Genomic DNA, 24013 nt, shown 5'->3' with positions numbered 1-24013 from the left:
GGAGGGGGAAGCCATGGCTGATGGGGCGGAATCCGAATGGCAAGCTCTGCTGGTTTCAGCGAACGCTGGGGAACTTCTGTTGAACCCCGACGTGGGCGCCCAGCTCGACCAGGACTGTGACCGAAACATCGAGAGCCTCCGTGACATCTTGGAAAGCACGCGCGATGTCGAGTCGGTCACCGGCTTCGGCGGCTTTCCCTCCGGCAAGGTCCTCGAAGACAAGTTCACCTCGAAGGGCTCCACTGGCGCCGACTCGATCCAGAACCGCATCAGAGAACACATCGACGAGATCACCCTGATGAAGGAGGTTTTCGCCAAGGCCATGGCGAACTACCGCTCCGTCGACCAGTCGCGCGCTGACCAGCTCACCGGAATCGACTTTCCCGCATGACCTACGACGAGTATCGCGCGCGCATCATCGCCGCGCAGGAGCAGTGGAACCGGGACCGCGCGAACATCTATGTCGTGACGAGTATCGGCACCGACCGGTTCCATGGCGGTTACGAGCCGCCGCGGATCACGAACGAGGATCTGGCACTGTTCGAGACCTTGCCGCTGGCGGATCTGGTGCAGCGGGTGGCGGCGATGCGGCCGGGCACGGTGTTGCAGGCCGCGGAGGCGTGGTTCAAGATCGGCGCCGCGTTCGAGGAGACGACGAAGACGTTCAACACGAGTGTGCAGCGCACGATCGCGAACGGGTGGTCCGGTCGGGCGGCGGGCAAGGCCGCCGAGGCGGTGCGCACCTACAGCGAGGGCGCGGGACAGCTGAGCACCTCGGCGCATCTGTTGTACGTCAAGCTCACCGAGATGTACACGGGCCTGAACCAGACCCAGGCGTTGATGCCCGGACTCACCGACCCGGTGGATCTGAAGGGCAAGACCCTGCCCGCCGACGGTGTCATGAAGACCGGCGACTACACCGAGGACGAGGCGCGGGAGGAGGCCAAGCGCATTCTGCAGACGGTGTATTGGCAGGTGGCGAACCAGACCGACAACGGCGTGCCGATCATCCCGCCCGCACCGACCGTGGTGAGCGATCCGCAGGCGCCGGTGATGCCCTCGCCCGGACCGTCGGATCCGGGTGCGTCGAACCCGAGCACCGCCGTGCCGACCGGTACCGATGACAACGCGGGCACCCGGAATGAACCGGCCGATCAGCCGAACAACGTTGCGTCGGACGCGAATCCGTCGTCCAGCACGCAGGCGGCGAGCGCCGCCGCGCCGACGACAGCGAACCCCTCGACCGCGAACCCGTCGACCGCCACACCCACTACGACCACGGGCACTCCCGCCGGCACGCCGCTGTCGCCGACGCCGCCACCCACGGGAACGCCCCTCCCCGGCAGGCCATCCCGCGTGAATCCCGTTGCGCCACTGTCGCGTCCGGGCCCGGGTGCCACCACCGGCGAACCAGGTAGGCAGCCCGGCCGCAGCGTGCCTGCCACTCCGCAGCAGCCCGCCGTCGCGCCCGCCGACGCACGGACCGCCGCGGGCACGAGTGCCGCCCGGGCGGGCGCGGGTGGCATGCCCGGCATGGCGCCGGGTGCGGCCGGTCGCGGAAACGACGACGAGAAGACCACCGGCACAAAGGATTACCTGATCACCAAGGAGCACGGCGAGGAAGTGACGGGGTTGGACGCCCTGCCGAAGACGGTGCCGCCGGTCATCGGTGACCATGGTTGAGATGCGCTTCACCGGTCTGGAGTTCCAGCTGCTCTGGCAGGCTTACGGCCGGGACCGGCTGCCGTATCCGCTGCGATTTCGCCCGCAGGCCGTGGATTTCGCCGATCTGGTGGCGCAGCGGGACGCGGCGGCGGCCGCGCTGCTCGACCGGCATTCGATCGAGTTGGAGCGGGCGCTGGGGATCCTGCTGGAGCCGGAGGTCCGGATCGAGATCAAGGGTTTCGGTGCGCCGGAGCTGACCCGGATCTACCGTTTCCACGGCGCGGTGCGCGACGATGCCGCGGCGACGCTGGTGCAGCTGCCGGGTGACGCCGAGGACACCGGCGGTGCGGTGGCCTTGCGGTACTGCGCCGCCGCTAAAGCCGCCGCCTATGCGGTTGCCGCGCTGCCGGATTCCCCGCCAGGCACCCACCCGACGTTCGAGGCGCGGCGGGCGGAGATCACCGCGGACCGGGAGCGCCCGGTACGCGGCGCCTATGAGGTGGGGCCGGCTCAGCGGTTCGATCGGCTGTTCAAGCGGGAGCGCAGGGCGCTGGGTGAGATCACGGTACTGCCCGGCCCGGCCGTGGACGCGCGCCCCACCTTCGGCCGCGGCTTCTGGTGGATGGACTACCCGGACGGCCGCTACTACGTGAAGACCGGTGATCCCGTGATCGCCAAGCCGATGGACGCGGCCGCGATGGCGGCCGAGATCCGCCGTCTCACCACGCTGACCCAGCGGTACTACCGCGAGGATCGCGAGCACGACGAATACCTGCGCACACGGCGTTAGGCCCTGACTGATAATTCTCATCCGGCGTCTCCGCGGTCCAGCTCGCCGCCTGGCCGCGGTGTCGTCGGGAAGCAACCCTGGCGCTGCCTCCGCCTTGCCAGGCGACGAGCTGAACCGCGGACGCATCCAGCCGGACTCATGAGACCGGTCCCACCCCCGCGCCCAGGACCCGGCCCCGCGCCCAGGACCCGGCACGGCCAAATCCGATGCCCGGCTGCTGGATTCGGTGCCGCGCCGACCGATGCCCCGGGTTCTGGCGGCACCCTTCCCGGTGCTGGACAGGGGAGAGGTCCTGGGCGATGATCAGCTCGCGTCATCTTCTCTGAACGGGAGTATCTGTTGTTCGAACTGGGTAGGGCCGCCTTCGGTGCGGTCCTGGCATGCACCGCGGCGCTGACCACGGTCGGCGCGGGCTCCGCCGGCGCGGCGCCTGATTATCATGGGACGCTGGCCTTTTCGCCCAGCACCGGCACGGTGGTCGGCTCGGTCGATCAGCCCTCCTGGGTGGCCGCCGACGCGGTGGCGATTCGGGACTGCGGCGTGTACGACTGCAAGATCCTCGTGCGCTTCGCCAACGGCTGTGCGGCTGCGGCACGCGGCGCCGACGGCGCGATCGCGGCGGACTGGGCGGTGACCAAGGAGGAGGCCGAGCGGCTCGCCGTGGCCAAGCTCGGCGAAAGCTCGCCGCCGTTCCCCGATCTCGGTAGCGCCGTGCCGCGTGCCGCGCGCGTCGTGCTGTCCACGTGCACGACGAACGCGGGCTGAGTGGGCCAGGCGCGTGACGAAACAGCCTCGCCGCCGATGACTTTCGGCACCGTGCCCGCCTCGGCGGCGGGCACGAGAAGCGCGGCCACCGGGTGCCCGGAACGGTCCGGGCACCCGGTGATTCAGCGGCGCAGTACTTTTCGGGCCAGCCAGTTGCCGAAGAACTGGATGCCCTGCACGCCTGCCACGATGATCAGCGTGGCCACGAAGGTGACCTGCCAGTTGAACTGCTGATACCCGTGGACCAGCGCGAAATCGCCCAGTCCGCCGCCGCCGACGGTGCCCGCCATCGCGGAGATGTCGACGATCGATATCACCACGAACGTGTAGCCGAGGATCAGCGGCCCGAGCGCCTCGGGAATCAACAGTGTCACGATGATTCGCAGCGGTCCAGCGCCGACCGCCCGCGCGGCCTCGATCACGCCGGGGTCGACCGTCACGAGATTCTGCTCCACGATCCGGGCGATACCGAACGAGGCCGCCACGATCATGACGAACGCCGCGGCGTCGCGGCCGATGGTGGTGCCGACCACCTCCAGCGTCACCGGCCCGAGCGCGGCGAGCAGGATGATGAACGGGATCGGCCGGACCACGTTCACGATCACGTTGAGCAGCAGGTTGATCGGGGCGTTCGCGAGCAGCCCACCCTTGCGGGTGGTGTAGAGCACGGTGCCGAGGAACAGCCCGATCAGGCCGCCGATCACGAAGGTGATCAGCACCAGGTAGAGGGTGGTGCCGATCGCCTCGGTCAGCAACGGCCGGAGTTTGTCCCAATCCGCTTGCATCGGTACTCCTTTCAGGCCGTGTGCGGGCCGAGTTCGGCGACCACCTTGTCGACGGCGTCCTGCGGTCCGTGCAGCGCCAGGGTGACGCTGCCGAAGGTCTTGTTCTGCAAGGTGGCGACCCCGCCGTAGACCACCTCGAAGCGGACATCGGCCCGCGCCGCGGTGGTCAGCGCGTCGCCGATGCCGTGCTCGTCGTCGACGTCCACCGTGACCAGCCTGCCGCCGTGGAGTTCGCCGAGCCTGCGCAATTCGTCCGCGGAGGGCCGGTTGTGCAGCACGGTGGCCACGAACGACTTGGTCGGCGCGGCCTGCGGGGTCGCGAAAACCTCGAAGGTGCTGGCGAGTTCGACGACGCGGCCCTCGGCGAGCACGGCGACCCGGTCGGCGACCGCGCGGATCACGTCCATCTCGTGGGTGATCACCACGATGGTGACGCCGAGCTCCCGGTTGACCTTCTGCAGCAGCCGCAGCACCTCCGCGGTGGTCTCCGGGTCGAGGGCCGAGGTCGACTCGTCGGCGAGCAGCAGCGACGGCGAGGTCGCCAGCGCACGCGCGATGCCGACCCGCTGCTTCTGGCCGCCGGAGAGCTGATCGGGGTAGCTGCGCGCCTTGTCGGCCAGTCCGACGAAGTCGAGCAGTTCGGCGACCCGTGCCTTGCGCGCGGCCCGCTGCCAGCCCGCCACCTTGAGCGGGTATTCGATATTGCCTGCGGCCGTGCGTGATCGGAACAGATTGAACTGCTGGAACACCATCCCGATATCGCGGCGCAGGCGGCGCACCTCGGCCTCGCGCACCCCGGTGATGGGCGTGCCCGCGATCTCGATGGTGCCGCTTGTCGGGCGCTCCAGGGCGTTGATCAGGCGCACCAGGGTGCTCTTGCCCGCGCCGGAATAGCCGATCACGCCGAAGATCTCGCCCTGCTCGATCCGCAGATCGATCGCGTCGAGCGCGACATGGGTCTTGGCGCCCTTGCCGAAAACCTTGGTGACCGAACGGAATTCGACGGCGGGCGGATTACCGCTCACTTGCCGTCACGGATGCTCTGCTGCACCCGCTGCAGCACCTGCTCCAGTTCCGGGCCGGTGCGGCGCACCTCGACGGCCGTGCCCTTGGTGACCTCGGCGTGCGCGCGCTGCACCTCGGGGTCGTGCCAGAGCTCGACCAGCTGCAGCAGCTTCGGGTTGTCCTTGTCCTCGGCCCTGGTCACCAGCGCGTTGATGTAGGGCTCGGCCGACGGGTTCTTCGGATCATCCTTGTACAGCGCCGAATTGGGGTCGATGCCGGAGCGGTCGAGGAAGGTGTTGTTGATCACCGCGCCGTCCACCGACGCCAGCGAGAGCGCGGTCTGGGCGGCGTCGACCGTGGTCACCTTGACCTTGGACGCGCCCTTGTCGACGTCGGCCGCGGTCGGCGCGCTGGAGCTGCCGGACAGCTTCAGCAGCCCGGCCGCCTGCAGCACGAACAGCGCCCGCGCCTGATTGGTCGGGTCGTTCGGAATGGCGATCTCGGCGCCCTGCGGGAGGTCGGCGAGCGCCTTGTGCTTCTTGGAGTACAGGCCGAGCGGCACGATGTAGGTGGAGCCGATCGGGGTCAGCGTGTCCTTGTTGGCGACGTTGTACGCGCCGAGGAACTGCAGGTGCTGGAAGAGGTTCACGTCGATCTGCTTCTGCGACAGCGCGAGATTCGGCTGCTTGTAGTCGGAGAAGTTGGTGATCTTCAGCGTGATGCCCTGGTCCTTGGCCCGCTGCTCGAAGACGTCCCAGGCTTTGTCCTTGTCGGTGGTGCCGATCCGCACTACCGTGTCGGAGGAGGCCTTGTCGTCGGAACCGCACGCCGTGATGGTGAGGGCCGCGGTTGCTACCAGGACCGGGATCGCCAGTACCCGATGGAATTTCACTTCGTTGCTCCCGAAAAGCTTGTCGCGATATGAACCCGGTAATCCAAGCGATCCGGCGCGGGCGCGGACAACGGTTGGGATTGTGGTGAGCGAAACCCTTCCCAGATCTTGGACGACCGTCTAATTTGCTCGCAATGCGCTTCATGCACCGTTTTTTGGTGATTCCGATCCTGTTTGCCCTGGCTTTGACGACGATCTCGTGTGGCGCGGAGCACGACGAGGGGACTATCCGCATCGGTGTGAACGATCTCGCGCAACCGCACTGGGACGTATACAAGAAGAAGGCCGCCGAGCAGGGCATCCGGGTGGAGTTCATCAACTTCACCGATTACAACCAGCCGAATCCGGCTCTGGCCCAACGGCGTATCGATCTCAACAAGTTCCAGCACGTGCGGTATCTGGCCAACTACAACGCGCGCAACAACGACACCCTGGTGCCGATCGGCGCGACCGAGATCTTCCCGCTGACGTTGTACTCGCGTAAGCACAAGTCCGTCGCCGACATCCCGCAGGGCGGTCAGATCACGTTGAGCAACAATCCCGCCAACCAGGTGCGCCCGCTGCTCAGCCTTGCCGCGGCGGGCCTGATCGTACTGAAGGGCGGTGCGAGCTGGGACTCCAAGATCGAGGACGTGGACAAGGCCGCGTCGAAGGTCGAGCTCACGACCATCGACCCGACCCTCACCGCGCAGTCGCTGGCCAGCGTCGACGCCGCGTTCGTCGACGACACCTTCGCGCGCCCGGCCGGCCTGACCAAGAACGACACCATCTACACCGACGATCCGGAACGTCCGGAGCTCAAGCAGTACATCAATATCTTCGCCGCCCGTGCCGCGGACAAGGACAACCCGACCCTGTTGAAACTGGCCGAGCTGTACCACGATCCGGAGGTCGAGGCCGCGGTGCGGGCCGAGACCGGTTACGCGGGCATCTTCAAGACGAACACCCCGGCCGATCTGCAGGCGACGGCGACCGAGCTGGAAGCGAAGTTCCGCGAGTAGTTCCGGCTCACTCGCGCGCCGAGAGCACCCTGGCCGCTTCCCGGTGCGCGGTGGTATTCGGTTGCAGCGCACGGGAACCGGCGAGCTTGGCCTGCACGTGCTCGGACACGGTGATCGGCGGGTACTTGCTGCCCGCGCCGCGGCAGGAGGGCAGCGTCTCGATCACCGCGTCGAAGTTGCCGTCGTGGAAGAACGCGGCGCTGCGCCTGCGTTCGACGGCGCCGTCGACGATCGGCGGCATCACCCGGTGCAGTGTGGAGAGCCATCGCTCGTTGGTCCAGCGGGCTATGAGATCACCGAGATTCACCAGCAGCGCGTCGTCGGCGGGTTGCACGTCGTGCCAGCGGCCGTCCGCGCCGAGCACCTGCAGTCCGGGCACCTGGTCGGCCCACAGGACGGTGACGATGCCGTAGTCGGTATGCTCACCCATCCCTTTGAGCTCGCCGTCGAGGTCCACGCTGCCCGGCGGCAGCGCATAGTTGTTCATGCGCAACACATTCAGCGAGTGATCGGTGAAACTGTCGAAGTAACCGGCGGGGAGCTCGAGCGCGTCGGCGAAGACGGTGGTCAGGGTGCTCGCCACCCGCGCGGCCTCGCGGTAGTACGCCCGTACGCGCCGGGGGAACTCGGGAAGCTCTGCGGGCCAGACGTTGTCGGCGTAGCCGGCCTGCGCGGGGAGCTCGAGTCCCGGATAGTCCTCGGTCGTCGTGCCGATGTTGAACGCCTCGAAGAAGTCGTTCATCCTGCTCGCCGCAGCGACGCCGAGGCTCGCGCTCAGGCTCTCGCTCTTGGGTGGTGAATAGCCCCGGTTGAATTCGACCGCGGTGCGGTAGCGCTGCTTGGTCGCGGGCGCGAGCGCGAAGAACTCGTCCAGCGCGGCCGCGAACTCGTCGAGCACCGGCGCCGCTATGCCGTGCCCGCGGATCTGCATGAACCCGACCGTGCTCGCCGCCTCGTCCACCTGACGTGCGACCGCGGCCCGCGCCGTGGGGTCCGTGCCGTCGACGTACGGCGAGATATCGATGAGGGGAACGTGGAACTCCACGACGCGCCGTCCTTCCGTAGCCGGTGAACCGCTCCCAGCATGGTCGGTACCCGCTGTGCCGGGCGCTCGTTCGGATCACATTCGAGTAAACCTCGCGCCCGGGTCCGCCGCACGGCGGAGGCGCTATGCCGTGCGCGGAAACGGCTGCGGGTTCGGTCCGCAGCGGCAATGATGCCGATGTGGACGAACAGTTGTACGAGCGATCGCGGCGCGGGTTGCATGCGGTGGCGGAATTGTTGATCGCCGGGCCGCAGTATCGGCAGTACGGCACCATCCGGCTGCGGGTGGTGCACCAGGGGTTCGGCGGGGTGCAGTGGCCGGTATCGGTGGTCGGCGCCGAACTGGTCTGGCCGGAGGGGCGCGCCGCGCTGGCCGGGACGTATCGGGAACTCGGGCGCCTGGCGAACATCGAACCGGGCGCGCCGGTCGGGTCGTATCAGGACACCACCGGTGTGGCGCCGGACAGCTCGATGGACATCGATCCGGTCGCGGCGCAGCAGATCAGCGATTGGTTCGCCATGGGGGACAAGGCGTTACGATGTCTGGCCCCGGACAGCACGCCGGTGCTGTGGCCGGAGCATTTCGACCTGTCCAGCGCGCTCGGCGAGGTGAACTACGGTGTGTCGCCGGGGGATTCGACGCATCCCGGGCCGTACGCGTACGTGGGACCGTGGACGCCGCGCACAGGCGAGTTCTGGAACGCGCCGTTCGGCGCGCTGCGCTCCAGTGCCGAGTTCGATTCGCCGGCAAGCCTGTTGGCGTTTTTCGAGGAAGGGCGCGCGGCGGCGGCGAAGTAGACGCTAGCGCGCGGCGCGGTGATTGTCGCCGGCCAGGCGACCGCGACGGATCAGCGCGCGCTTGGTGCCCGGGGCGATGGCCGCGGCGTCGAGCTGCGCATCCGGGTCGGGGTCATCGGGATTCGGGCGGACGAACAGGGTGACGGTGGCGGCTGGGGTGAAGCCGCTGCGGGTCATCAGTGCGGTCGAGGCCGCGTTGCGATCTTCGACATCGGTGACGATGCGCCGTGCGCCGCGGGCGAACAACGCCTCGGAGCAGACGTCGACGAGGCGGCGGGCGATGCCGAGCCCCTGCATGTCCGGTGCGACGGCGATCCATTCGAGGTAGGCCCAGTCGTCGCGGTTCTCGAACTCCATCGAGCCGAGCACGAAACCGACCACACGGTCCGAGTCCAGGGCGACCCAGCAGGCGTTGTCGGGGCTGTCCAGGTGCTCGGCGACCGAGGTGAGCGACCACGAGGTGTACGGCTTGGTGGTGACGTCGAAGACTTCGTGCCCGAGATCGAGGACCTGGCGCAGGTGGCCGAGACCCATCGGGACGATCACTACGGCAGAATCCATGCCGACAAGTCTGCCAGCACGACGTGTCGCTGCCGTCACGCGCCCTTACGCGCCGCGGTCTTCTTGGCCGGCTTGTCGGCCGCCTTCTTCGCGGTCTTCTTGGCGGGCGCCTTCTTCGCCGCGGTCTTCTTGGCGGTCTTCTTCGCGGGCGCGGGCTTCCCATTGTCCGCGGCGGTGCTGCGCCGCCCGCTGGCTTCCAGGCTGCGCTGCAGCGCGGCGACCAGATCGACCACCTCCGCGTCCATCTCCGCAGGCGCCGACTCGGGCTGTTCGGGCACCTTGCCGGTGCCGCTGGCGATCGCCTCGTCCAGCAGTCGCTTCAGCTCGATCTGGTACTCATCGGTGAACTGGTCCGGATCGAAGTCGTCGGACATGGTCTCGACCAGCGTCTCGGCCATCTTGATCTCTTGCGGCTTCGGTTCGGCGACGCCGTCGAGGGATTCGAACTCCACCGCGCGCACCTCGTCGGGCCACAGCAGGGTCTGCAGCACCAGTACCCCGTCCTGCACGCGCAGCGCGGCGAGCCTGGTCTTCTGGCGCAGCGTGAAGTGCACCAGCGCGGTGCGGTCGATGCGCTCGAGTGTGGTGGCCAGCAGCACGTAGGCCTTGGGTGTGCTGGAGTCGGGCTCGAGGTAGTAGCTCTTCTCGTACAGGATCGGGTCGATCTGCTCGGACGGCACGAACTGCAATACCGGGATCTCGTGTTTCTCGGCGGCGGGCAGTTTGGCGAAGTCCTCGTCGGTCAGGATGACCTTGTCGCCCTCGGGGGATTCATAGGCCTTATCGATGTCCGCGTACTGCACGGACTTGCCGCAGACGGTGCAGACGCGGTCGTATTTGATCCGGCCGCCGTCCTTCGCGTGCACCTGGTGGAATCGGATGTCGTGGTCCTCGGTGGCGGTATAGACCTTGACCGGGACGTTCACCAGCCCGAATGCGATCGAGCCTTTCCAGATCGACCTCACTGCTGCATCCCCTCGACGCGGGTACCGCGTCCGCGAACCCGACGATCCGCGGGCCCGGGACGGATGAGTGCTGGACGGTACGGTCCACTCATTCCTCCATGATGGCCGACGGTATTCGCGGGCGCGAGCGATTGGGCCACCCGAGTGTCGCGGTGGCGACGCGCCGACGAAGCGTCGGCGGCAGTGCGCCGAACAGGCCGAGCATGGCTCTGACGGTGCCGTTCAAGTCGTCGCGACCCGAGAGGTACGCGCGCTGGGCATCCGGGGGAAGCGCGAAAAATGCGTCGAAAAAAACCGGTAGGTCGGTTGGTGGCAGGGCGAGCAGTGCGCGCAATCCGGCGGCGCGCAGGTGGTGGACCGCCCGTGCCGTCACCGGCCACGCCGGGGTGCCCGCGGCGACGGCGTCGGCGGCGGCGAGCGCGGCGGCCACGCTGTAGCCGGTGGCCGGGTGCGCGAAACCGCCCGCCGCGCCGAAGGCGTGCCGTCCGGGTCTGCCGCCCTCGACCGGAAAACGGACCCGCTCGATCCGTTCGGCACCGGTGAGTTCGATACCGCGGCAACGCAATCGGTGCCGCAGCCGGGCGCGCAGCGCGCCGCCGTCGAGCGCGGGCCGCCCGACCAGGCAGGTCTCTTCGAGCAGCATCGTTTCGCCGTCGAGCGGCACCGCGTAGAGGAACGAGCGCGGCGCGTCGGCGGGTGCGCCGTTGTCCGGCCGCCAGTCCATGAACGTCGGCTCGGTCTCGGCGCAGCGCTTCGCGTCCAGTACCAGTCCGTACGCCGTCTGCTCGGCCAGCGCGGGGGAGCGGCCGATCCCGCGCGCATCGATCACCCGGTCACCGCGCAGCACGGTGCCCGACGCCAGCACCGCGGTCTCCGCGCCGCACTCGAGCACGCGGTCGGCGACGATCCGCGCGCCGGTCAGGTCGAGCGAATCCCGCAGGCGTGCCGCATCGAACACGACATAGGGCCGATCGAGCCGATGCGCGCGGACGCCCCAGGCCAGCGGCCGCGCGACCGTGGCGGCGACCGCGTCGGCGGACAGCCAGTCCGGCAGTTCGTCGGCCCAGGCGGCATAGGTCGCCTGCCACCGCCGCTGCGGCGCCGGGTCCACCACCGTCACCGTCAGGCCACGGACCAGGCAGCGGTGGGCGAGTGCGCGCCCGGCCGGGCCGAGGCCGCACACCACGACATCGACGCTCACCGGGTCGCCCGAAGGAGATTCGGGGAAATCAGATACCGCCGGTGGAGAGCAGGCCGCCGTCCACCCGGACCGTCTCGCCGGTGATCCACGCGGCGTCGTCGGAGACCAGGAAGCCGATCAACCGCGCGACATCCTCCGGCGTGCCGAGCCGCTTCATCGGGTAGACGCTCGCGGCCCGCTCCTCGTCGGCGGAGTACAGCGCGTCGGCGAACCTCGTCTTGATCACGCCGGGCGCGACGGCGTTCACCCGGATCTTCGGGCCCAGCTGCCAGGCCAGTTCGTCGGTGAGCCGGATGAGCGCCGCCTTGGACGCGCCGTAGGCGGCGATCACGCCGGAGGAGCGGATGCCCGCGACGCTGGCCACGTTCACCACCGCGCCGCCGTGCTCACCCATCCAGGCCCGGTGGGCCAGCTGCACGTAGCCGAGCGCGGCGACGACGTTCACGTCGAAGATCTTGCGCACCGCGTCGAGGTCGGCCTCCATCAGCGAGCCGAACACCGGATTGATGCCGGTGTTGTTGATCAGGATGTCCACCGACCCGAACTCGGCCATCATCCGGTCGATCGAGGCGGCGCGATCCTCGGCGTTACCGGAGTTCGCGGCCAGCGCCACCACCTCGCCCTGATGGCCGAGCGCGCGCAGCTCGGCGGCGGCCTCCTCCAACGGGTCCTTCTTACGGGCACTGATCAACACGTTGGCGCCGCGGGCGACCAGCTCGGCCGCCACCGCCTTGCCGATGCCCCGGCTGGCCCCGGTGACCAAAGCGCTCTTGCCGACCAGATCGGTCCCGGTCCCGTTGTTTGGCTCGCTCATGCCTGCACCTCGCTGGCGCTCGGTTCCGTCATGCGCGATGCGCGCTGTGTCATGATTCGCTCTCTTCGCTCGCTCATGTGTCCGCAGGTTACCCGCCGTTCAGTTACGGCCGTCACATACCGATCGCGGGGTGTGAAGAGCCGTTGCGATCACGGGTAAAATCGGTGGTTCTTGTGTGTTACGCGTCGCACAATCGAGTAGCAACCGCCCAGCACTACCGATCCGCAAGGAGAAAACTGTGATCACCGCGACCGACCTGGAGGTCCGGGCCGGAGTCCGCACGCTGCTGTCGGCCCCTGGACCGGCATTGCGGGTGCAGTCCGGCGACCGGATCGGATTGGTCGGGCGCAACGGGGCAGGCAAGACCACCACCCTGCGCATCCTCGCCGGCGAGGGCGAGCCCTACGCCGGAAAGATCTTGCGCTCCAGCGATATCGGCTATCTGCCGCAGGATCCGCGGGAGGGCAACCTGGACGTGCTCGCGCGCGATCGGGTGCTGTCCGCGCGCGGACTGGACACGCTGATCCGCGACATGGAGAAGCAGCAGGCGCTGATGGCCGAGGTGGCCGACGAGAACGAGCGCGAGAAGGCGGTGCGCAAGTACGGCAGGCTCGAGGACCGTTTCTCGGCGCTGGGCGGCTACGTCGCCGAGAGTGACGCGGCCCGCATCTGCCACAGCCTCGGCCTGCCCGATCGGGTACTCGGCCAGGCGCTGCGCACCCTCTCCGGTGGTCAGCGCCGCCGAATCGAGCTGGCGCGCATCCTGTTCGCCGCCTCCGACGGCAGCGGCGGTCGCTCCGATACCATCCTGCTGCTCGACGAGCCGACCAACCACCTCGACGCCGACTCGATCACCTGGCTGCGCGGGTTCCTGCAGAACCACGACGGCGGTCTGATCGTGATCAGTCACGACGTGGAACTGCTCGGCGACGTGGTGAACAAGGTGTGGTTCCTCGACGCGGTGCGCGGCGAGGCCGACGTCTACAACATGGGCTGGCAGAAGTACCTGGACGCGCGCGCCACCGACGAACAGCGCCGCAGGCGCGAACGCGCCAACGCCGAGAAGAAGGCGAGCGCGCTGCGCGTCCAGGCGGCCAAGCTCGGCGCCAAAGCCACGAAAGCCACTGCGGCACAGAACATGGCCAAGCGCGCCGACCGGTTGATGGCCGAACTCGACGACGTGCGCGTCGCCGACAAGGTGGCCAGGATCAAGTTCCCCGAGCCCGCACCGTGCGGCAAGACGCCGCTGATGGCGGAGAACCTGACCAAGATGTACGGCTCGCTGGAGATTTTCGCCGGCGTCGATCTCGCGATCGACCGCGGCAGCCGGGTCGTGGTGCTCGGGCTCAACGGCGCGGGCAAGACCACGCTGCTGCGGCTGCTCGCCGGGGTAGAACAGCCCACTGCGGGCACGCTGGTGCCGGGCCATGGCATGAAGGTCGGGTACTTCGCGCAGGAACACGACACCCTGGACGACAACGCGACGGTGTGGGAGAACATCCGCCATGCCGCGCCGGACGCGGGGGAGCAGGACCTGCGCGGACTGCTCGGCGCGTTCATGTTCACCGGTCCCCAGTTGGATCAGCCCGCGGGCACGCTCTCCGGCGGTGAGAAGACGCGTTTGGCGCTCGCCGGACTGGTGTCCTCGGCTGCCAACGTGTTGCTGCTCGACGAGCCGACCAACAACCTCGACCCGGTCTCGCGCGAACAAGTGCTCGATGCGCTGCGCACTTACGCCGGCGCGGTCGTGCTCGTCACACACGATCCGGGTGCCGCTGAGGCGCTGTCGCCGGAACGGGTGATCTTGTTGCCGGACGGCACCGAGGACCACTGGTCCGCCGATTACCTGGAATTGATTCAGCTCGCGTGAGTTTCATCACAAGAACCCGTTGATCACGGACCCTCGAGTGCTTAGCCTGGAAAGACGCTGCTCGGCGACTCGGAGGAAGCCATGAGCGACAGGCCCGCACAAGTCAAAGCCACCCTGGGTAAGGGAACACGCGTCACGGGGAAGTCCCGTGACCGCCTACAGACCCAGTTGAAGAAGCAGTACGAAGCAGGTGCGAGCATCCGCTCGCTGGCGCGAGCAACCGGTCGCTCCTACGGCTTCATCCACAACGTACTGGTGGAGTCGCATGTGCAACTCCGCAGCCGCGGCGGCGCCAACCGCCGCAAGAGTCAGTAGCACCGCACCCGGCTCGAACCGGTTTCGGCGGAACGCTTTTCGCCGGGGCCGGTGAGTTCGCGCGCGGCAGGCCGCGACGGCGCGCGCGACCGGATCGAGGTCGACGGCACGGCGGACGGCTGCCTGGCCGGACTACTGCGTACCGTGCGCGTCCAGGTCTACGGACCTGTGTCCTGCGAGCTGTCGGCCCAGTATGGGCCGGACGCAACAGGATCCAGTGACACGATGGTCGGCACCACTGGTGCACGGGCTGCCTGAACTCGTGGTCTTGTCTGCCCCGAGGTCGCGCTGCCCGGCAGCCGGAACGGCGGGGGGACCGCACGACGGAGATCACCGAGCCGCGGCGCGCGGACAGCGAGCCGATCGTGGTGTGCGCCTGGCTCGGCACCGCGCAGGAGTTCCTGCGCCGGGACGTGGTGGATGAGCTTCGGCTGCCGGTGTTTCCGGTATTGCTCGGCGCCGGGCGGCGGCCGCTCGACGGGGTGCCCGCACGGCGGCTGCGGCTGGTCGTCGCGCACCCGTTTCCGAAATCCGGTGTCGTGCGGCGCACGTATCGGCGTCAGTAGCCCTCGACGGCGCCGTCCCCGTCGACGAGCAGGTTGGCGAGGCTGCGGAAGATCGGCAGCCCGGTCTTGATCTCCAGGTAGGCGAACTGTCCCTGCGGATTGACCTCGAGGAAGTAGTACTCGCCGTCGAGGCCGAGTCGAATGTCCAAGACGCCGAACGACAATCCCAGCGCGCCCATCAGGGTCGCGAGTGATTTGCTGACCGAGGCGGGCAGATGTTCCGGCACGAAATCGACCGAGGTGTCCAGCCGGGAATCGACGCGGCCCACGCCGGCCTGCGAGTCGATGCGCACCGTCCACTCGACGCCGTCCACCCAGACCACCCGCAGATCGCACTCGGCGTCGACGTAATCCTGGAAGGTGGTCGGCGCCGCGCGGATGCCGGTCAGCCGGTCGTAGTCCTGCTCGGTGATGATCCTGGTCTCCGCGAATTCGGCGCGGCTGGTCCCGGTGCGCTTGTAAACGACTGGGCCGGGCCGGGATTCGGCGAAGCTGCGGGCCTCGTCCGGGTCGTTGGTGATCAGCGTCTCTGGCACCGCGAAGCCGGCCCGCAGCGCGGTCTCCAACTGGACGATCTTGCGGGCGGCGGTGCGGTCGGCCCCGGGATCGTTGACCCAGTGCGCCGGAATGGACCACAGCAGTCCCTGGATGAAGCCGTCGCATTCGGCCTGGCGGAAGTCGTTGTCGGAGACGCGGACTCCGGCGGGCGGCTGGGTCGGGTGCGGCCTGCGCCACCACACCGAGCGCACGTCGTCGAGGCCGATCAGGTGCGAGACCGATCGGGCCGTACCGTAGCGGTCCAGCCGGAAGCTGCCCGATTCCCGCGGAAAGTCACGCAGGTCGAGCTGAATCGCACTGAGCCCGTGGAATTCTCGCAGCGTCGCCGCCATGGCGGTGGCGTGCAGATCGTCGGATTCGGACACGATGAGGACTGAACCCGTCCGGCGTCCCGCCATGAATGCGCCGCTCAGTCGAGACTGTCGCAGTTGATACCGTCGTCACTGGTGGCGAGCGACTTGGTCTGGCAGTAGGTGAAAGTGGCGCCGTTGGTGCCGGGCAGGTCGACCAGATTCATGCGGTCGGCCCAGGATTCGGTGAGCGCGCGCAGCTGATCGTCACCGAGTGCGGCCGACGGTGCCTGCTGCATCGTCATCGGTCGGTCGAGCACGTCGATGCGCAGGCGGCGGGTGAAATCCGCGGTGGCCCCGACCCGGATGTCGACCAGGACCGGCCGCGCGCCCTGTTCGGCGCGAAGTCCTTCCGGCACGGCCGAATCGAGCACCCGCAGCACATCGGAACGGCGAAACGTCCACGTGCCCTCGGCCACGCGAACGCTGATATCTCTGTCCGACTCCGCCACCAACAATCCGTGCAGTGGAGGCACGCGGTCACTCTTCGGCGCGGTTCCGTGGAGGCGGAGTGCGTCGGTCATAGCCATTTCTCCGATCTGCTCGCGATTTGCCACGACCCCCGAGCGTGTGCCCGATCATAACGTGCGAAGGCCCTTCGCCGGTTCGGATCGACAGATTTAACCGCCGGTGGCAAACCGGATTCCGATCCCGGATGCGCTAGGGCCGAAAGTTTTTCGGCAGGGCACCGATAGTTCCGGCGCAATCAATGAGCTACTTCCGAATGGCAAGATATCCATCGCATAGCCCCGGATTGGCGGCTGTGCATTCGTACGTGCGATTTCACAGGCCGAGCAGGTCGGGGCGTTCTGCGAGGGCGCCGAAGCGCTCGGCGGGCGCGGGCAGCAGCTTGCGCTCGCGCAGGTCGAGCAGTCCACCGACCACGCGCGCCTCGGCCGCGACGGTGCCGTCGAGTTTGCGGATCTCGTGCCGGAAGGTGAAGGTCTTGCCGCCGGAGTATTCGATGTCGGTGTCGACGGTGACTTCGTCGCCGCCGCGTAACTCGCGCAGGTATTTGATGTTCGTCTCCAGCACGACCGGTCCGACGCCCGCGGTGATCAGTTTGTCCTGCGGCAGGCCGGCCGCGCGCAACATCTCCCACCGCGCGTGCTCGGTGTACTGCAGATAGACCGCCTGATTCAGATGGCCCTGCGTGTCGAGTTCGTAGCCGCGCACAACGATCGCAATGGTGAAGGTCATGTCCTGACCAGCGCGGCGTCCGATGCTCTTGTTCCCGATCCGCGCCGACGCGTTCGTCACATCGAGTGTCAGCGGCGGTTGGCCGTGCGCTCGGCCCACCAGTGCGGCGCGTCGACGAAGTGATTGTCGAACTCGTCCTGCGCGGCGGCGAGGTCGGACAGGGGCGACTCGCCCTTCGCGATGCGGTCGAGCAGCCGGAAGTATTCGAAGCGCTGCACGCCGGGCATGAGCGCGATCATCAGGCGCGCGGAACTGTCGGGGGTGGCGCCGAAGGCGTGCGGCATCAGCTTCGGTACGACGATAGAGCCGCCCGCGCCGACCGTGACGATGCGATCGCCCGCCAGTACTTGCAGCTCGCCCTCGGCGACGTAGAACAGCTCGTCCGAGCGGGTGTGATAGTGCGGGGCCGCGCCATCGGCGCCCGGCCGCATGGTCACCTCGAGCGTGCTGAGCGTGCCGCCGGTGTCGGCGGCGTCGAGCAGCAGTCGCATGGTGACCGCCTCGGTGCCCAGTGTCTCGGCGTCCTGCGGCTGACGGATCGCGGCTTCGGTGCGGGTGGTGGTGTCCATGAAGCTCTCCAACTGATTCGCTGATTGATAATTCGCTACCGAACTATATACCGGCGAATAGAATCGTGTCCATGGCGGAACCAGATCCGGTCGACGCGATCGTCGGCCAGTGGCAGCGCGAACGACCCGACCTCGAGCTGGAGGCGATGGCGATCGTCGGCCGCCTCGGCAGGCTGCTCGTCGTGGCGCAGCGTGTGATCGAGGAGGTGTTCGGCGCGCACGGATTGCAGCGCGGCGAGTTCGATGTGCTTGCCGCGCTGCGGCGTTCGGGCGAGCCGTACGAACTCAACCCGTCGGTGCTCGCCGACACGCTGATGCTCTCGCGGGCTGGCATGACCGGGCGCCTCGATCGGCTGGAGTCGGCGGGACTGGTGCGCCGGATCGCGGACGCGGTGGACCGGCGGTCGGTGCGGGTCGCCCTCACCGCCGCGGGGCGTGAGCTGGTGGACCGGGTCGTCACCGCGCACACCGAGAACGAGACCCGCATGCTCTCGGTGCTGTCCGCCGCCGACCGTCGCGAACTCGACCGGATCGTGCGGATACTGCTCACCAGCCTGGAGAAGCCCACCCCGACTGAGCCGTAAGCCATTGCGGCCCAGCTTGATCCGTTCTCTCTGTTGCCCCGCCGCACTCGGACGCCGGTAGATGCGATGCTGTCGCGCGGTCGGTACCCGGCGGCGAGAGGCAGCCGCGATCCTGCCCGCGGTCGATGTGGCGAACTGGCCGGGCCCGGCCAAAGGCGGCGGCGCGCAACGGTGCTGCCGGCGGTCGGGGTGGCGGGGTGGTCGGGCCTGGTCGGTGCGCCTGGTCGAGTAGTTCGGTACTCGCGTTTTCGCTGCACAGCGGGCATACCGTGGGGTATGTGCCGATCGGATCGGCGCGTGTGCGAGGAGATCAACGATGATCGACATCATTACCCTGCGCGGCACCGGTGAACCGCGTAATTCCGACGGAAAGCCGGCGGGCATGCTGCGAGCCGTCACCGACCTGCTCGACCCGACGCGATTTTCCGCGTTCGAACCGGACTGGCCCGCCTCGGTCGGTCCGTCGCCGGATGTCTGGGGTCCTTCGCTGGACACCTCGGTGCGCCTCGGCACGGCAGCGGGCGTCAAGGCGATCCAGGATTCACCGAATGTGTGTGGGTTGCTGAGCTTTTCGCTCGGCGGAATATGTGCGAGCCGGATACTCGATGGAGTCCGCTCGGGCGAGTACAAGAACGCGGACGGCTCACCGCTGGAGATCGCCTTCGCGGTGAACATCGCCAATCCGCTGCGCAAGGCGGGCGAATCGGTGGGCGGGCTGTGCCCGTCGAACACCTTCGGCCTGCACGGTCAACGGGGGCCCTGGCCCGCGGGCGTTGCCATCCGCGAATACGCCAATCCTGGCGACATCATCACCGCCGCGCCCGCGGATTCCCCGCTGCGCGTCATCGACGTCGGCATCTCGCCGTTCTCGTTCCTCGAGGGCGCGCGGATCGGTGACGTCGGCCCGCTGATCTTCGCGGAACTGCTGGCCTGGCTGATGCGTGATCCCCTGACGAACCTGACTCGCTACGTCGTCGCGATGTACGGGGTGATCGGGTACCTGACGCCGTGGCCGGAGGGGGAGCACGTGCTGTACTCGAGCCACCTGCTGCCGGGCACCGACGTGCTGTGGACCACGCATGCCGCCGAGTACATCGACGACAACTTCTGAGCGGGCTCAGTCCCGGCGGCGCACCGAGGCCTCGACGAGATCCAGTACGGCGGTGAGGTTTTCGTTGGTGTGACCGGAGGCGATGCGCGCGATCAGACCGTCGAGCACCAGGTCGAGATAGCCGAGCAGCACGTCGGTCGGCACGTCGTCGCGCAGCGCGCCCGCCGCCTTGCGGCGTTCCAGGCGGGCCAGGGTGGCGGCGGTGAGTTCGGCCGAGCGCTGGGTCCAGCCCGCCCGGAACTCGGGGTCGGTGCGCAGCCGCCGGGCGATCTCGAGCCGGGTGCCGAGCCAGTTGAATTGTTCGGGGTGGGTGAGCATGTCGCGCATGACCTGGACGATGCCCTGATTGGCGGCGACGTCGGCCATGCGCTCGGCGTCCTCCTGCGCGAGCGCGAGGAACAGCGCGTCCTTGTCCCGGAAGTGGTGGAAGATGGCGCCCCGGGACAGGCCGATCTCTTCCTCCAGGCGCCGCACCGTGGCGCCCTCGTACCCGTATTCGGCAAAGCAACGCCGCGCCCCGTCGAGAATCTGGCTCCGCCGGGCGGCGAGATGATCTTCACTGACCTTGGGCATGTCAGGCGTGCTCCTCCAGGAGGTGAGAGAACTCCGCGCACCGCGAAAACGCGGTGCGCGGGGTCCTCGACGTACGGCAGATGCGAGATCAGCCGCGAATCATGTTGCGCAACACGTACTGCAGGATGCCGCCGTTGCGGTAGTAGTCGGCCTCACCGGGGGTGTCGATGCGGACCACGGCGTCGAAGCTGACCTTCTCGCCGTTCTCCTTGGTGGCGGTCACCTTCAAGGTCTTCGGGGTCACACCCTCGTTCAGCTTGGTGATGCCCTCGATGTCGAAGGTCTCGGTGCCGTCCAGCTTCAGCGACGCGGCGGACTCACCGGCCGGGAACTGCAGCGGGATGACGCCCATGCCGATCAGGTTGGAGCGGTGGATGCGCTCGAAGGACTCGGTGATCACGGCCTTCACGCCGAGCAGCGAGGTGCCCTTGGCCGCCCAGTCGCGCGAGGAACCCGAGCCGTACTCCTTGCCGCCGAGCACGACCAGCGGGATGCCCGCGGCCTGGTAGTTCTGCGACGCGTCGTAGATGAACGCCTGCGGGCCGCCCTCCTGGGTGAAGTCGCGGGTGTAGCCGCCCGAGACGTCGTCGAGCAGCTGGTTGCGCAGCCGGATGTTGGCGAAGGTGCCGCGGATCATCACCTCGTGGTTACCGCGACGCGAGCCGAGGGAGTTGTAGTCCTTGCGCTCCACGCCGTGCGAGTCGAGGTACTGCGCCGCCGGGGTGCCCGGCTTGATCGGACCGGCCGGGGAGATGTGGTCGGTGGTGACCGAGTCGCCGAGCAGCGCGAGCACGCGCGCGCCCTTGATGTCCTCGACCGGGCTCGGCTCCATCTGCATGCCGTCGAAGTACGGCGCCTTGCGCACGTAGGTCGAGTTCTCGTCCCACGCGAAGGTGTCGCCCTCGGGGGTGCTCAGGCCCTTCCAGCGCTCGTCGCCCTCGAAGACGGTGGCGTAGGACTTGGTGAACATGTCCCGGCTGATCGCCGACTTGATGGTGTCGTCGATCTCCTGCGCCGAGGGCCAGATGTCCTTCAGGAACACGTCGTTGCCGTCGGTGTCCTTGCCCAGCGGGTCGGTCTCGAAGTCGAAGTCCATCGTTCCCGCGAGCGCGTAGGCGATCACCAGCGGCGGCGAGGCCAGGTAGTTCATCTTCACGTCGGGGGAGATGCGACCCTCGAAGTTACGGTTGCCCGAGAGCACCGCGGTGACCGAGAGGTCGTTGTCGTTGATCGCCTTGGAGATCTCGTCCGGCAGCGGACCGGTGTTGCCGATGCAGGTGGTGCAGCCGAAGCCGCCCACGAAGAAGCCGAGCTTCTCCAGGTAGGGCCACAGGCCGGCCTTCTCGTAGTAGTCGGCGACGACCTGCGAGCCGGGCGCCATGTTGGTCTTGACCCACGGCTTGGACGCGAGGCCCTTCTCGACCGCGTTGCGGGCCAGCAGGGCCGCGCCGATCATGACCGACGGGTTGGAGGTGTTGGTGCAGGAGGTGATGCCCGCGACCACGACCGCGCCGTGATCGAGCACGAAGTCACCACGCTCCGGATCCGACACCTTGACCGGCTTGGACGGACGGCCGATGTTGCCGTTGGCGGCGGACGGGATCAGCACCGCATCGTCGTCGGCGAAGGACAGCACGGCCGGGTCCGAGGCCGGGAACGACTCCTCGATGGCCTCGTCCAGGTGGGTGTGCGGGGTGGTCGCGGCGGGGCCGGTCTCCGCGTCGTTGGTGTAGTTGTGGATGTCCTTGCGGAACGCGGTCTTGGAGTCCGAGAGCAGGATTCGGTCCTGCGGGCGCTTCGGGCCCGCGATCGAGGGCACCACGGTGCTCAGGTCCAGCTCGAGGTACTCGGAGTAGGCGGGCTCGTTGTCCGCGTCGTGCCACAGGCCCTGCTCCTTGGCGTAGGCCTCGACGAGCGCGAGCTGGTCGTCGGTGCGGCCGGTCAGGCGCAGGTAGTTGATGGTCTCCTCGTCGATCGGGAAGATCGCCGCGGTGGAACCGAATTCGGGGCTCATGTTGCCGAGGGTGGCGCGGTTCGCGAGCGGAACCTCCGCGACGCCCTTGCCGTAGAACTCGACGAACTTGCCGACCACGCCGTGCTTGCGCAGCATGTCGGTGACGGTGAGCACCACGTCGGTGGCGGTGACGCCGGGCTGGATCTCACCGGTCAGCTTGAAGCCGACCACGCGCGGGATCAGCATCGAGACCGGCTGGCCGAGCATGGCCGCCTCGGCCTCGATACCGCCGACGCCCCAGCCCAATACGCCGAGGCCGTTGACCATGGTGGTGTGCGAGTCGGTGCCGACACAGGTGTCGGGGTAGGCCTGGCCGTTGCGGACCATGACGGTGGGCGCCAGATATTCGATGTTGACCTGGTGCACGATGCCGACGCCCGGCGGGACGACCTTGAAGTCGTCGAAGGCGCCTTGGCCCCAGCGCAGGAACTGGTAGCGCTCGCCGTTGCGCTGGTACTCCAGGTCGACGTTGCGCTCGAGGGCGTCGGCGCGGCCGAACACGTCGAGGATGACCGAGTGGTCGATGACCATGTCGGCGGGCGAGAGCGGGTTGACCTTGCTCGGATCGCCGCCGAGGGCGGTGACGGCCTCACGCATGGTGGCGAGGTCGACGATGCAGGGGACACCGGTGAAGTCCTGCATGATCACGCGGGCCGGCGTGAACTGGATCTCGGTGTCGGGCTGGGCGTTGGGATCCCAATTCGCAATGGCGCGAATGTGATCGGCGGTGATGTTGGCGCCGTCCTCGGTACGGAGCAGGTTCTCCGCGAGGACCTTGAGTGCGTAGGGGAGTTTCTCGGTGCCCGGCACGGCCGAGAGACGGAAGATCTCGTAGGAGTTGCTTCCGACCTCGAGGGTGCCCTTGGCGCCGAAAGTATCGATACTTGTCGTCACGTCAGCTCCACTCATCTGTGAGGGTTGGCCGCCGACGGGGCTGTGTCGGCGGCTGGCCTTTCGAGCGACCTGCAAGCAGTCGCTCCGGTGTCGTTGCAGGTATTCCAGCGCCGCAGCGCGGAGTTCCTATGCGCTATGACCTTAACAGTACGCTTGTCCTGTGAAGCGCACGGGTCCGGTCGGTGCGGGCCTACCTACTCGACGGTGTGCCCAGCCCGCTTCGAACCATGCCAGGGCGCGGGCCCGGGGTGCCGCGCGGGCCGCCGACTCGTTCGCCGGATGCGCGGGGCGCGTCGCGTGGCGTCTGCGGGTGCTGCGACACTCGGTCGCGTACTGTGCTTTCGGAGCCAGCCCGGGGGTGTTGCGCTCACCCCGCAGTGTTGGATGCATGTCGCTTCGGATGCCGATGCGGCTCGACAGACCGGATGGAAGATGACCGTCTCGCACACCTCGGTTTTTTCGCCCATGGCCGCCGAACTGCCGCCTAACGTCACCGAGGACACCGTCACCACCATCAACGCCGACCTGGCCGACAATCACGTCGCGACCGTGGATCCGGGCAAGGATCAGTCGGGGTTGGCGGCGGTCGCCGCCGAGGCGAGAGCGAACGGCATTCCGCTGAGCATCGTGGTGGTTCCGGGTAATCCCGGCCGCGACTCGAACCTGCGCGACCTGGCCACCGAGGTCGCCAAGACCCAGCACGGCACCGTCGTGGTGCTCAGCGACGACTTCGCGGGTACCTACAGCGACTCGATCAGCCGCGTCCGGCTGGAGTGGGCCGAGGACAAGGCCAAGTTCAAGGGCAGCGCCCACACCACCGAGGCGGCACAGGCTTTCGTCGATCAGCTGACGAAGCCGGAGCCCATCTCCTGGACCGCGATTTCCAGTGTGTTGCTGGCCGGTACCGCCGTGGTGGTCGTCGGTCTCTACGTCGTGAAGTCCCGTCGGCGTGCCGAGGACGAAACGCCGGAGGCCGCGGCGAGCGTGGCCGACGACCAATCCGTATCTCGCTGAGCTTGGGGACCGCTCCCGCATAGCTGGTTTCGATCCAGCTACTTTTCCTGACGACCGGTTCGTTTTTCCGCCTGGAAACCTCGTTCGCATCCGGCTAATAACCGGCAAT

27 protein-coding genes are annotated in these 24013 nt (G+C 68.0%); 13 read left to right on the top strand and 14 right to left on the bottom strand.

The features are described from left to right. Window positions 1-13: 13 nt before the first annotated feature. The 4 genes from F5X71_RS22635 to F5X71_RS22620 all read left to right on the top strand — a co-directional run bounded on the left by F5X71_RS22635 (window position 14) and on the right by F5X71_RS22620 (window position 3220). Window positions 14-391, top strand: a complete 378-nt coding sequence (locus tag F5X71_RS22635) for a hypothetical protein (RefSeq protein ID WP_167463849.1) — start codon at window positions 14-16, stop codon at window positions 389-391. Further along, entirely contained in the window at window positions 388-1683 is a 1296-nt protein-coding gene (locus F5X71_RS22630; RefSeq protein ID WP_167463848.1) for a PPE domain-containing protein, read from the top strand. The genes F5X71_RS22635 and F5X71_RS22630 overlap by 4 nt, the downstream gene beginning before the upstream one ends. Further along, complete coding sequence (locus tag F5X71_RS22625) at window positions 1676-2455, top strand: ESX secretion-associated protein EspG (protein WP_167466651.1); 780 nt, start codon at window positions 1676-1678, stop codon at window positions 2453-2455. Before F5X71_RS22630 ends, F5X71_RS22625 begins: the two co-directional genes overlap by 8 nt. A gap of 339 nt (window positions 2456-2794) precedes the next feature. Further along, window positions 2795-3220: a DUF4189 domain-containing protein gene (locus F5X71_RS22620; protein WP_167463847.1), complete on the top strand. Its 426-nt coding sequence runs from the start codon at window positions 2795-2797 to the stop codon at window positions 3218-3220. Between the two features lie 122 nt (window positions 3221-3342). On the opposite strand, the gene F5X71_RS22615 is transcribed toward F5X71_RS22620, so the two are convergent. The 3 genes from F5X71_RS22615 to F5X71_RS22605 are packed head-to-tail and all read right to left on the bottom strand — an operon-like array spanning window position 3343 to window position 5902. Next, complete coding sequence (locus F5X71_RS22615; RefSeq protein WP_167463846.1) at window positions 3343-4005, bottom strand: methionine ABC transporter permease; 663 nt, start codon at window positions 4003-4005, stop codon at window positions 3343-3345. 11 nt (window positions 4006-4016) lie between these two features. Beyond that, a complete protein-coding gene (locus F5X71_RS22610) occupies window positions 4017-5030 on the bottom strand; it encodes a methionine ABC transporter ATP-binding protein (RefSeq protein ID WP_167463845.1) in 1014 nt (337 codons plus the stop codon). Further along, a complete protein-coding gene (locus F5X71_RS22605) occupies window positions 5027-5902 on the bottom strand; it encodes a MetQ/NlpA family ABC transporter substrate-binding protein (RefSeq protein WP_167463844.1) in 876 nt (291 codons plus the stop codon). The genes F5X71_RS22610 and F5X71_RS22605 overlap by 4 nt, the downstream gene beginning before the upstream one ends. Before the next feature lie 158 nt (window positions 5903-6060). Between F5X71_RS22605 and F5X71_RS22600 the strand changes: the two genes are divergently transcribed. Then, window positions 6061-6903 carry a MetQ/NlpA family ABC transporter substrate-binding protein gene (locus tag F5X71_RS22600; RefSeq protein ID WP_238815406.1) on the top strand — a complete coding sequence of 281 codons (843 nt, stop codon included), beginning with the start codon at window positions 6061-6063 and terminating at the stop codon, window positions 6901-6903. Between the two features lie 7 nt (window positions 6904-6910). On the opposite strand, the gene F5X71_RS22595 is transcribed toward F5X71_RS22600, so the two are convergent. After that, window positions 6911-7948, bottom strand: coding sequence for an isopenicillin N synthase family dioxygenase (locus F5X71_RS22595; protein ID WP_167463842.1), 1038 nt, complete (start codon window positions 7946-7948; stop codon window positions 6911-6913). Between the two features lie 179 nt (window positions 7949-8127). Between F5X71_RS22595 and F5X71_RS22590 the strand changes: the two genes are divergently transcribed. Then, window positions 8128-8745, top strand: a complete 618-nt coding sequence (locus F5X71_RS22590; RefSeq protein ID WP_238815405.1) for a hypothetical protein — start codon at window positions 8128-8130, stop codon at window positions 8743-8745. Window positions 8746-8748: 3 nt separating this feature from the next. On the opposite strand, the gene F5X71_RS22585 is transcribed toward F5X71_RS22590, so the two are convergent. The 4 genes from F5X71_RS22585 to F5X71_RS22570 all read right to left on the bottom strand — a co-directional run bounded on the left by F5X71_RS22585 (window position 8749) and on the right by F5X71_RS22570 (window position 12286). After that, the gene (locus F5X71_RS22585; RefSeq protein ID WP_167463840.1) at window positions 8749-9306 is read right to left on the bottom strand and encodes a GNAT family N-acetyltransferase; all 558 of its coding nucleotides are present in this window, start codon (window positions 9304-9306) and stop codon (window positions 8749-8751) included. A gap of 35 nt (window positions 9307-9341) precedes the next feature. Continuing rightward, entirely contained in the window at window positions 9342-10271 is a 930-nt protein-coding gene (locus F5X71_RS22580) for a Ku protein (protein ID WP_167463839.1), read from the bottom strand. An 88-nt stretch (window positions 10272-10359) separates the two neighbouring features. Continuing rightward, window positions 10360-11472 (bottom strand): lycopene cyclase family protein, encoded by a 1113-nt coding sequence (locus tag F5X71_RS22575; protein WP_167463838.1) that lies wholly within the window; start codon window positions 11470-11472, stop codon window positions 10360-10362. 28 nt (window positions 11473-11500) lie between these two features. Then, window positions 11501-12286, bottom strand: a complete 786-nt coding sequence (locus F5X71_RS22570; protein ID WP_167463837.1) for an SDR family oxidoreductase — start codon at window positions 12284-12286, stop codon at window positions 11501-11503. A 238-nt stretch (window positions 12287-12524) separates the two neighbouring features. Here F5X71_RS22570 and F5X71_RS22565 point away from each other — a divergent pair, with 238 nt between their 5' ends. The 4 genes from F5X71_RS22565 (at window position 12525) to F5X71_RS22550 (ending at window position 15037) form a co-directional block, all read left to right on the top strand. Next, window positions 12525-14156, top strand: a complete 1632-nt coding sequence (locus F5X71_RS22565; RefSeq protein WP_167463836.1) for an ABC-F family ATP-binding cassette domain-containing protein — start codon at window positions 12525-12527, stop codon at window positions 14154-14156. Between the two features lie 81 nt (window positions 14157-14237). Then, entirely contained in the window at window positions 14238-14471 is a 234-nt protein-coding gene (locus F5X71_RS22560) for a helix-turn-helix domain-containing protein (RefSeq protein ID WP_014986328.1), read from the top strand. 51 nt (window positions 14472-14522) lie between these two features. Beyond that, window positions 14523-14729, top strand: a complete 207-nt coding sequence (locus F5X71_RS22555; protein ID WP_167463835.1) for a hypothetical protein — start codon at window positions 14523-14525, stop codon at window positions 14727-14729. 107 nt (window positions 14730-14836) lie between these two features. Next, the gene (locus tag F5X71_RS22550) at window positions 14837-15037 is read left to right on the top strand and encodes a dihydrofolate reductase family protein (RefSeq protein WP_167463834.1); all 201 of its coding nucleotides are present in this window, start codon (window positions 14837-14839) and stop codon (window positions 15035-15037) included. Here the strand turns inward: F5X71_RS22550 and F5X71_RS22545 are convergent. The 4 genes from F5X71_RS22545 to F5X71_RS22530 form a co-directional block, all read right to left on the bottom strand. Then, window positions 15031-15960 carry a hypothetical protein gene (locus F5X71_RS22545; RefSeq protein WP_238815404.1) on the bottom strand — a complete coding sequence of 310 codons (930 nt, stop codon included), beginning with the start codon at window positions 15958-15960 and terminating at the stop codon, window positions 15031-15033. The genes F5X71_RS22550 and F5X71_RS22545 overlap by 7 nt on opposite strands. A 44-nt stretch (window positions 15961-16004) precedes the next feature. Further along, complete coding sequence (locus F5X71_RS22540) at window positions 16005-16364, bottom strand: hypothetical protein (protein ID WP_238815403.1); 360 nt, start codon at window positions 16362-16364, stop codon at window positions 16005-16007. Between the two features lie 364 nt (window positions 16365-16728). Then, the gene (locus F5X71_RS22535) at window positions 16729-17145 is read right to left on the bottom strand and encodes an acyl-CoA thioesterase (protein ID WP_167463831.1); all 417 of its coding nucleotides are present in this window, start codon (window positions 17143-17145) and stop codon (window positions 16729-16731) included. Window positions 17146-17213: 68 nt separating this feature from the next. Then, window positions 17214-17636, bottom strand: a complete 423-nt coding sequence (locus tag F5X71_RS22530) for a cupin domain-containing protein (protein WP_238816023.1) — start codon at window positions 17634-17636, stop codon at window positions 17214-17216. 149 nt (window positions 17637-17785) lie between these two features. Here F5X71_RS22530 and F5X71_RS22525 point away from each other — a divergent pair, with 149 nt between their 5' ends. Both F5X71_RS22525 and F5X71_RS22520 read left to right on the top strand, forming a co-directional pair. Further along, window positions 17786-18298 carry a MarR family winged helix-turn-helix transcriptional regulator gene (locus F5X71_RS22525; protein ID WP_167463829.1) on the top strand — a complete coding sequence of 171 codons (513 nt, stop codon included), beginning with the start codon at window positions 17786-17788 and terminating at the stop codon, window positions 18296-18298. 316 nt (window positions 18299-18614) lie between these two features. Continuing rightward, on the top strand, window positions 18615-19409 hold the full coding sequence (locus F5X71_RS22520) for a hypothetical protein (protein ID WP_167463828.1): 795 nt from the start codon (window positions 18615-18617) through the stop codon (window positions 19407-19409). Between the two features lie 6 nt (window positions 19410-19415). Here the strand turns inward: F5X71_RS22520 and F5X71_RS22515 are convergent, their stop codons facing one another. Together F5X71_RS22515 and F5X71_RS22510 are read right to left on the bottom strand one after the other, a co-directional pair. Beyond that, the gene (locus F5X71_RS22515) at window positions 19416-19982 is read right to left on the bottom strand and encodes a TetR/AcrR family transcriptional regulator (RefSeq protein WP_014986321.1); all 567 of its coding nucleotides are present in this window, start codon (window positions 19980-19982) and stop codon (window positions 19416-19418) included. 88 nt (window positions 19983-20070) lie between these two features. Beyond that, entirely contained in the window at window positions 20071-22905 is a 2835-nt protein-coding gene (locus tag F5X71_RS22510; RefSeq protein WP_174817118.1) for an aconitate hydratase, read from the bottom strand. Between the two features lie 417 nt (window positions 22906-23322). Between F5X71_RS22510 and F5X71_RS22505 the strand changes: the two genes are divergently transcribed. Further along, a complete protein-coding gene (locus tag F5X71_RS22505) occupies window positions 23323-23904 on the top strand; it encodes a DUF6676 family protein (protein ID WP_167463826.1) in 582 nt (193 codons plus the stop codon). The last annotated feature ends 109 nt before the right edge of the window (window positions 23905-24013 follow it).

The sequence above is a fragment of the Nocardia brasiliensis genome, assembly GCF_011801125.1.
In the GTDB taxonomy this organism is placed as follows: domain Bacteria; phylum Actinomycetota; class Actinomycetes; order Mycobacteriales; family Mycobacteriaceae; genus Nocardia; species Nocardia brasiliensis_C.
This window is presented reverse-complemented; position numbering and strand designations above follow the sequence as displayed.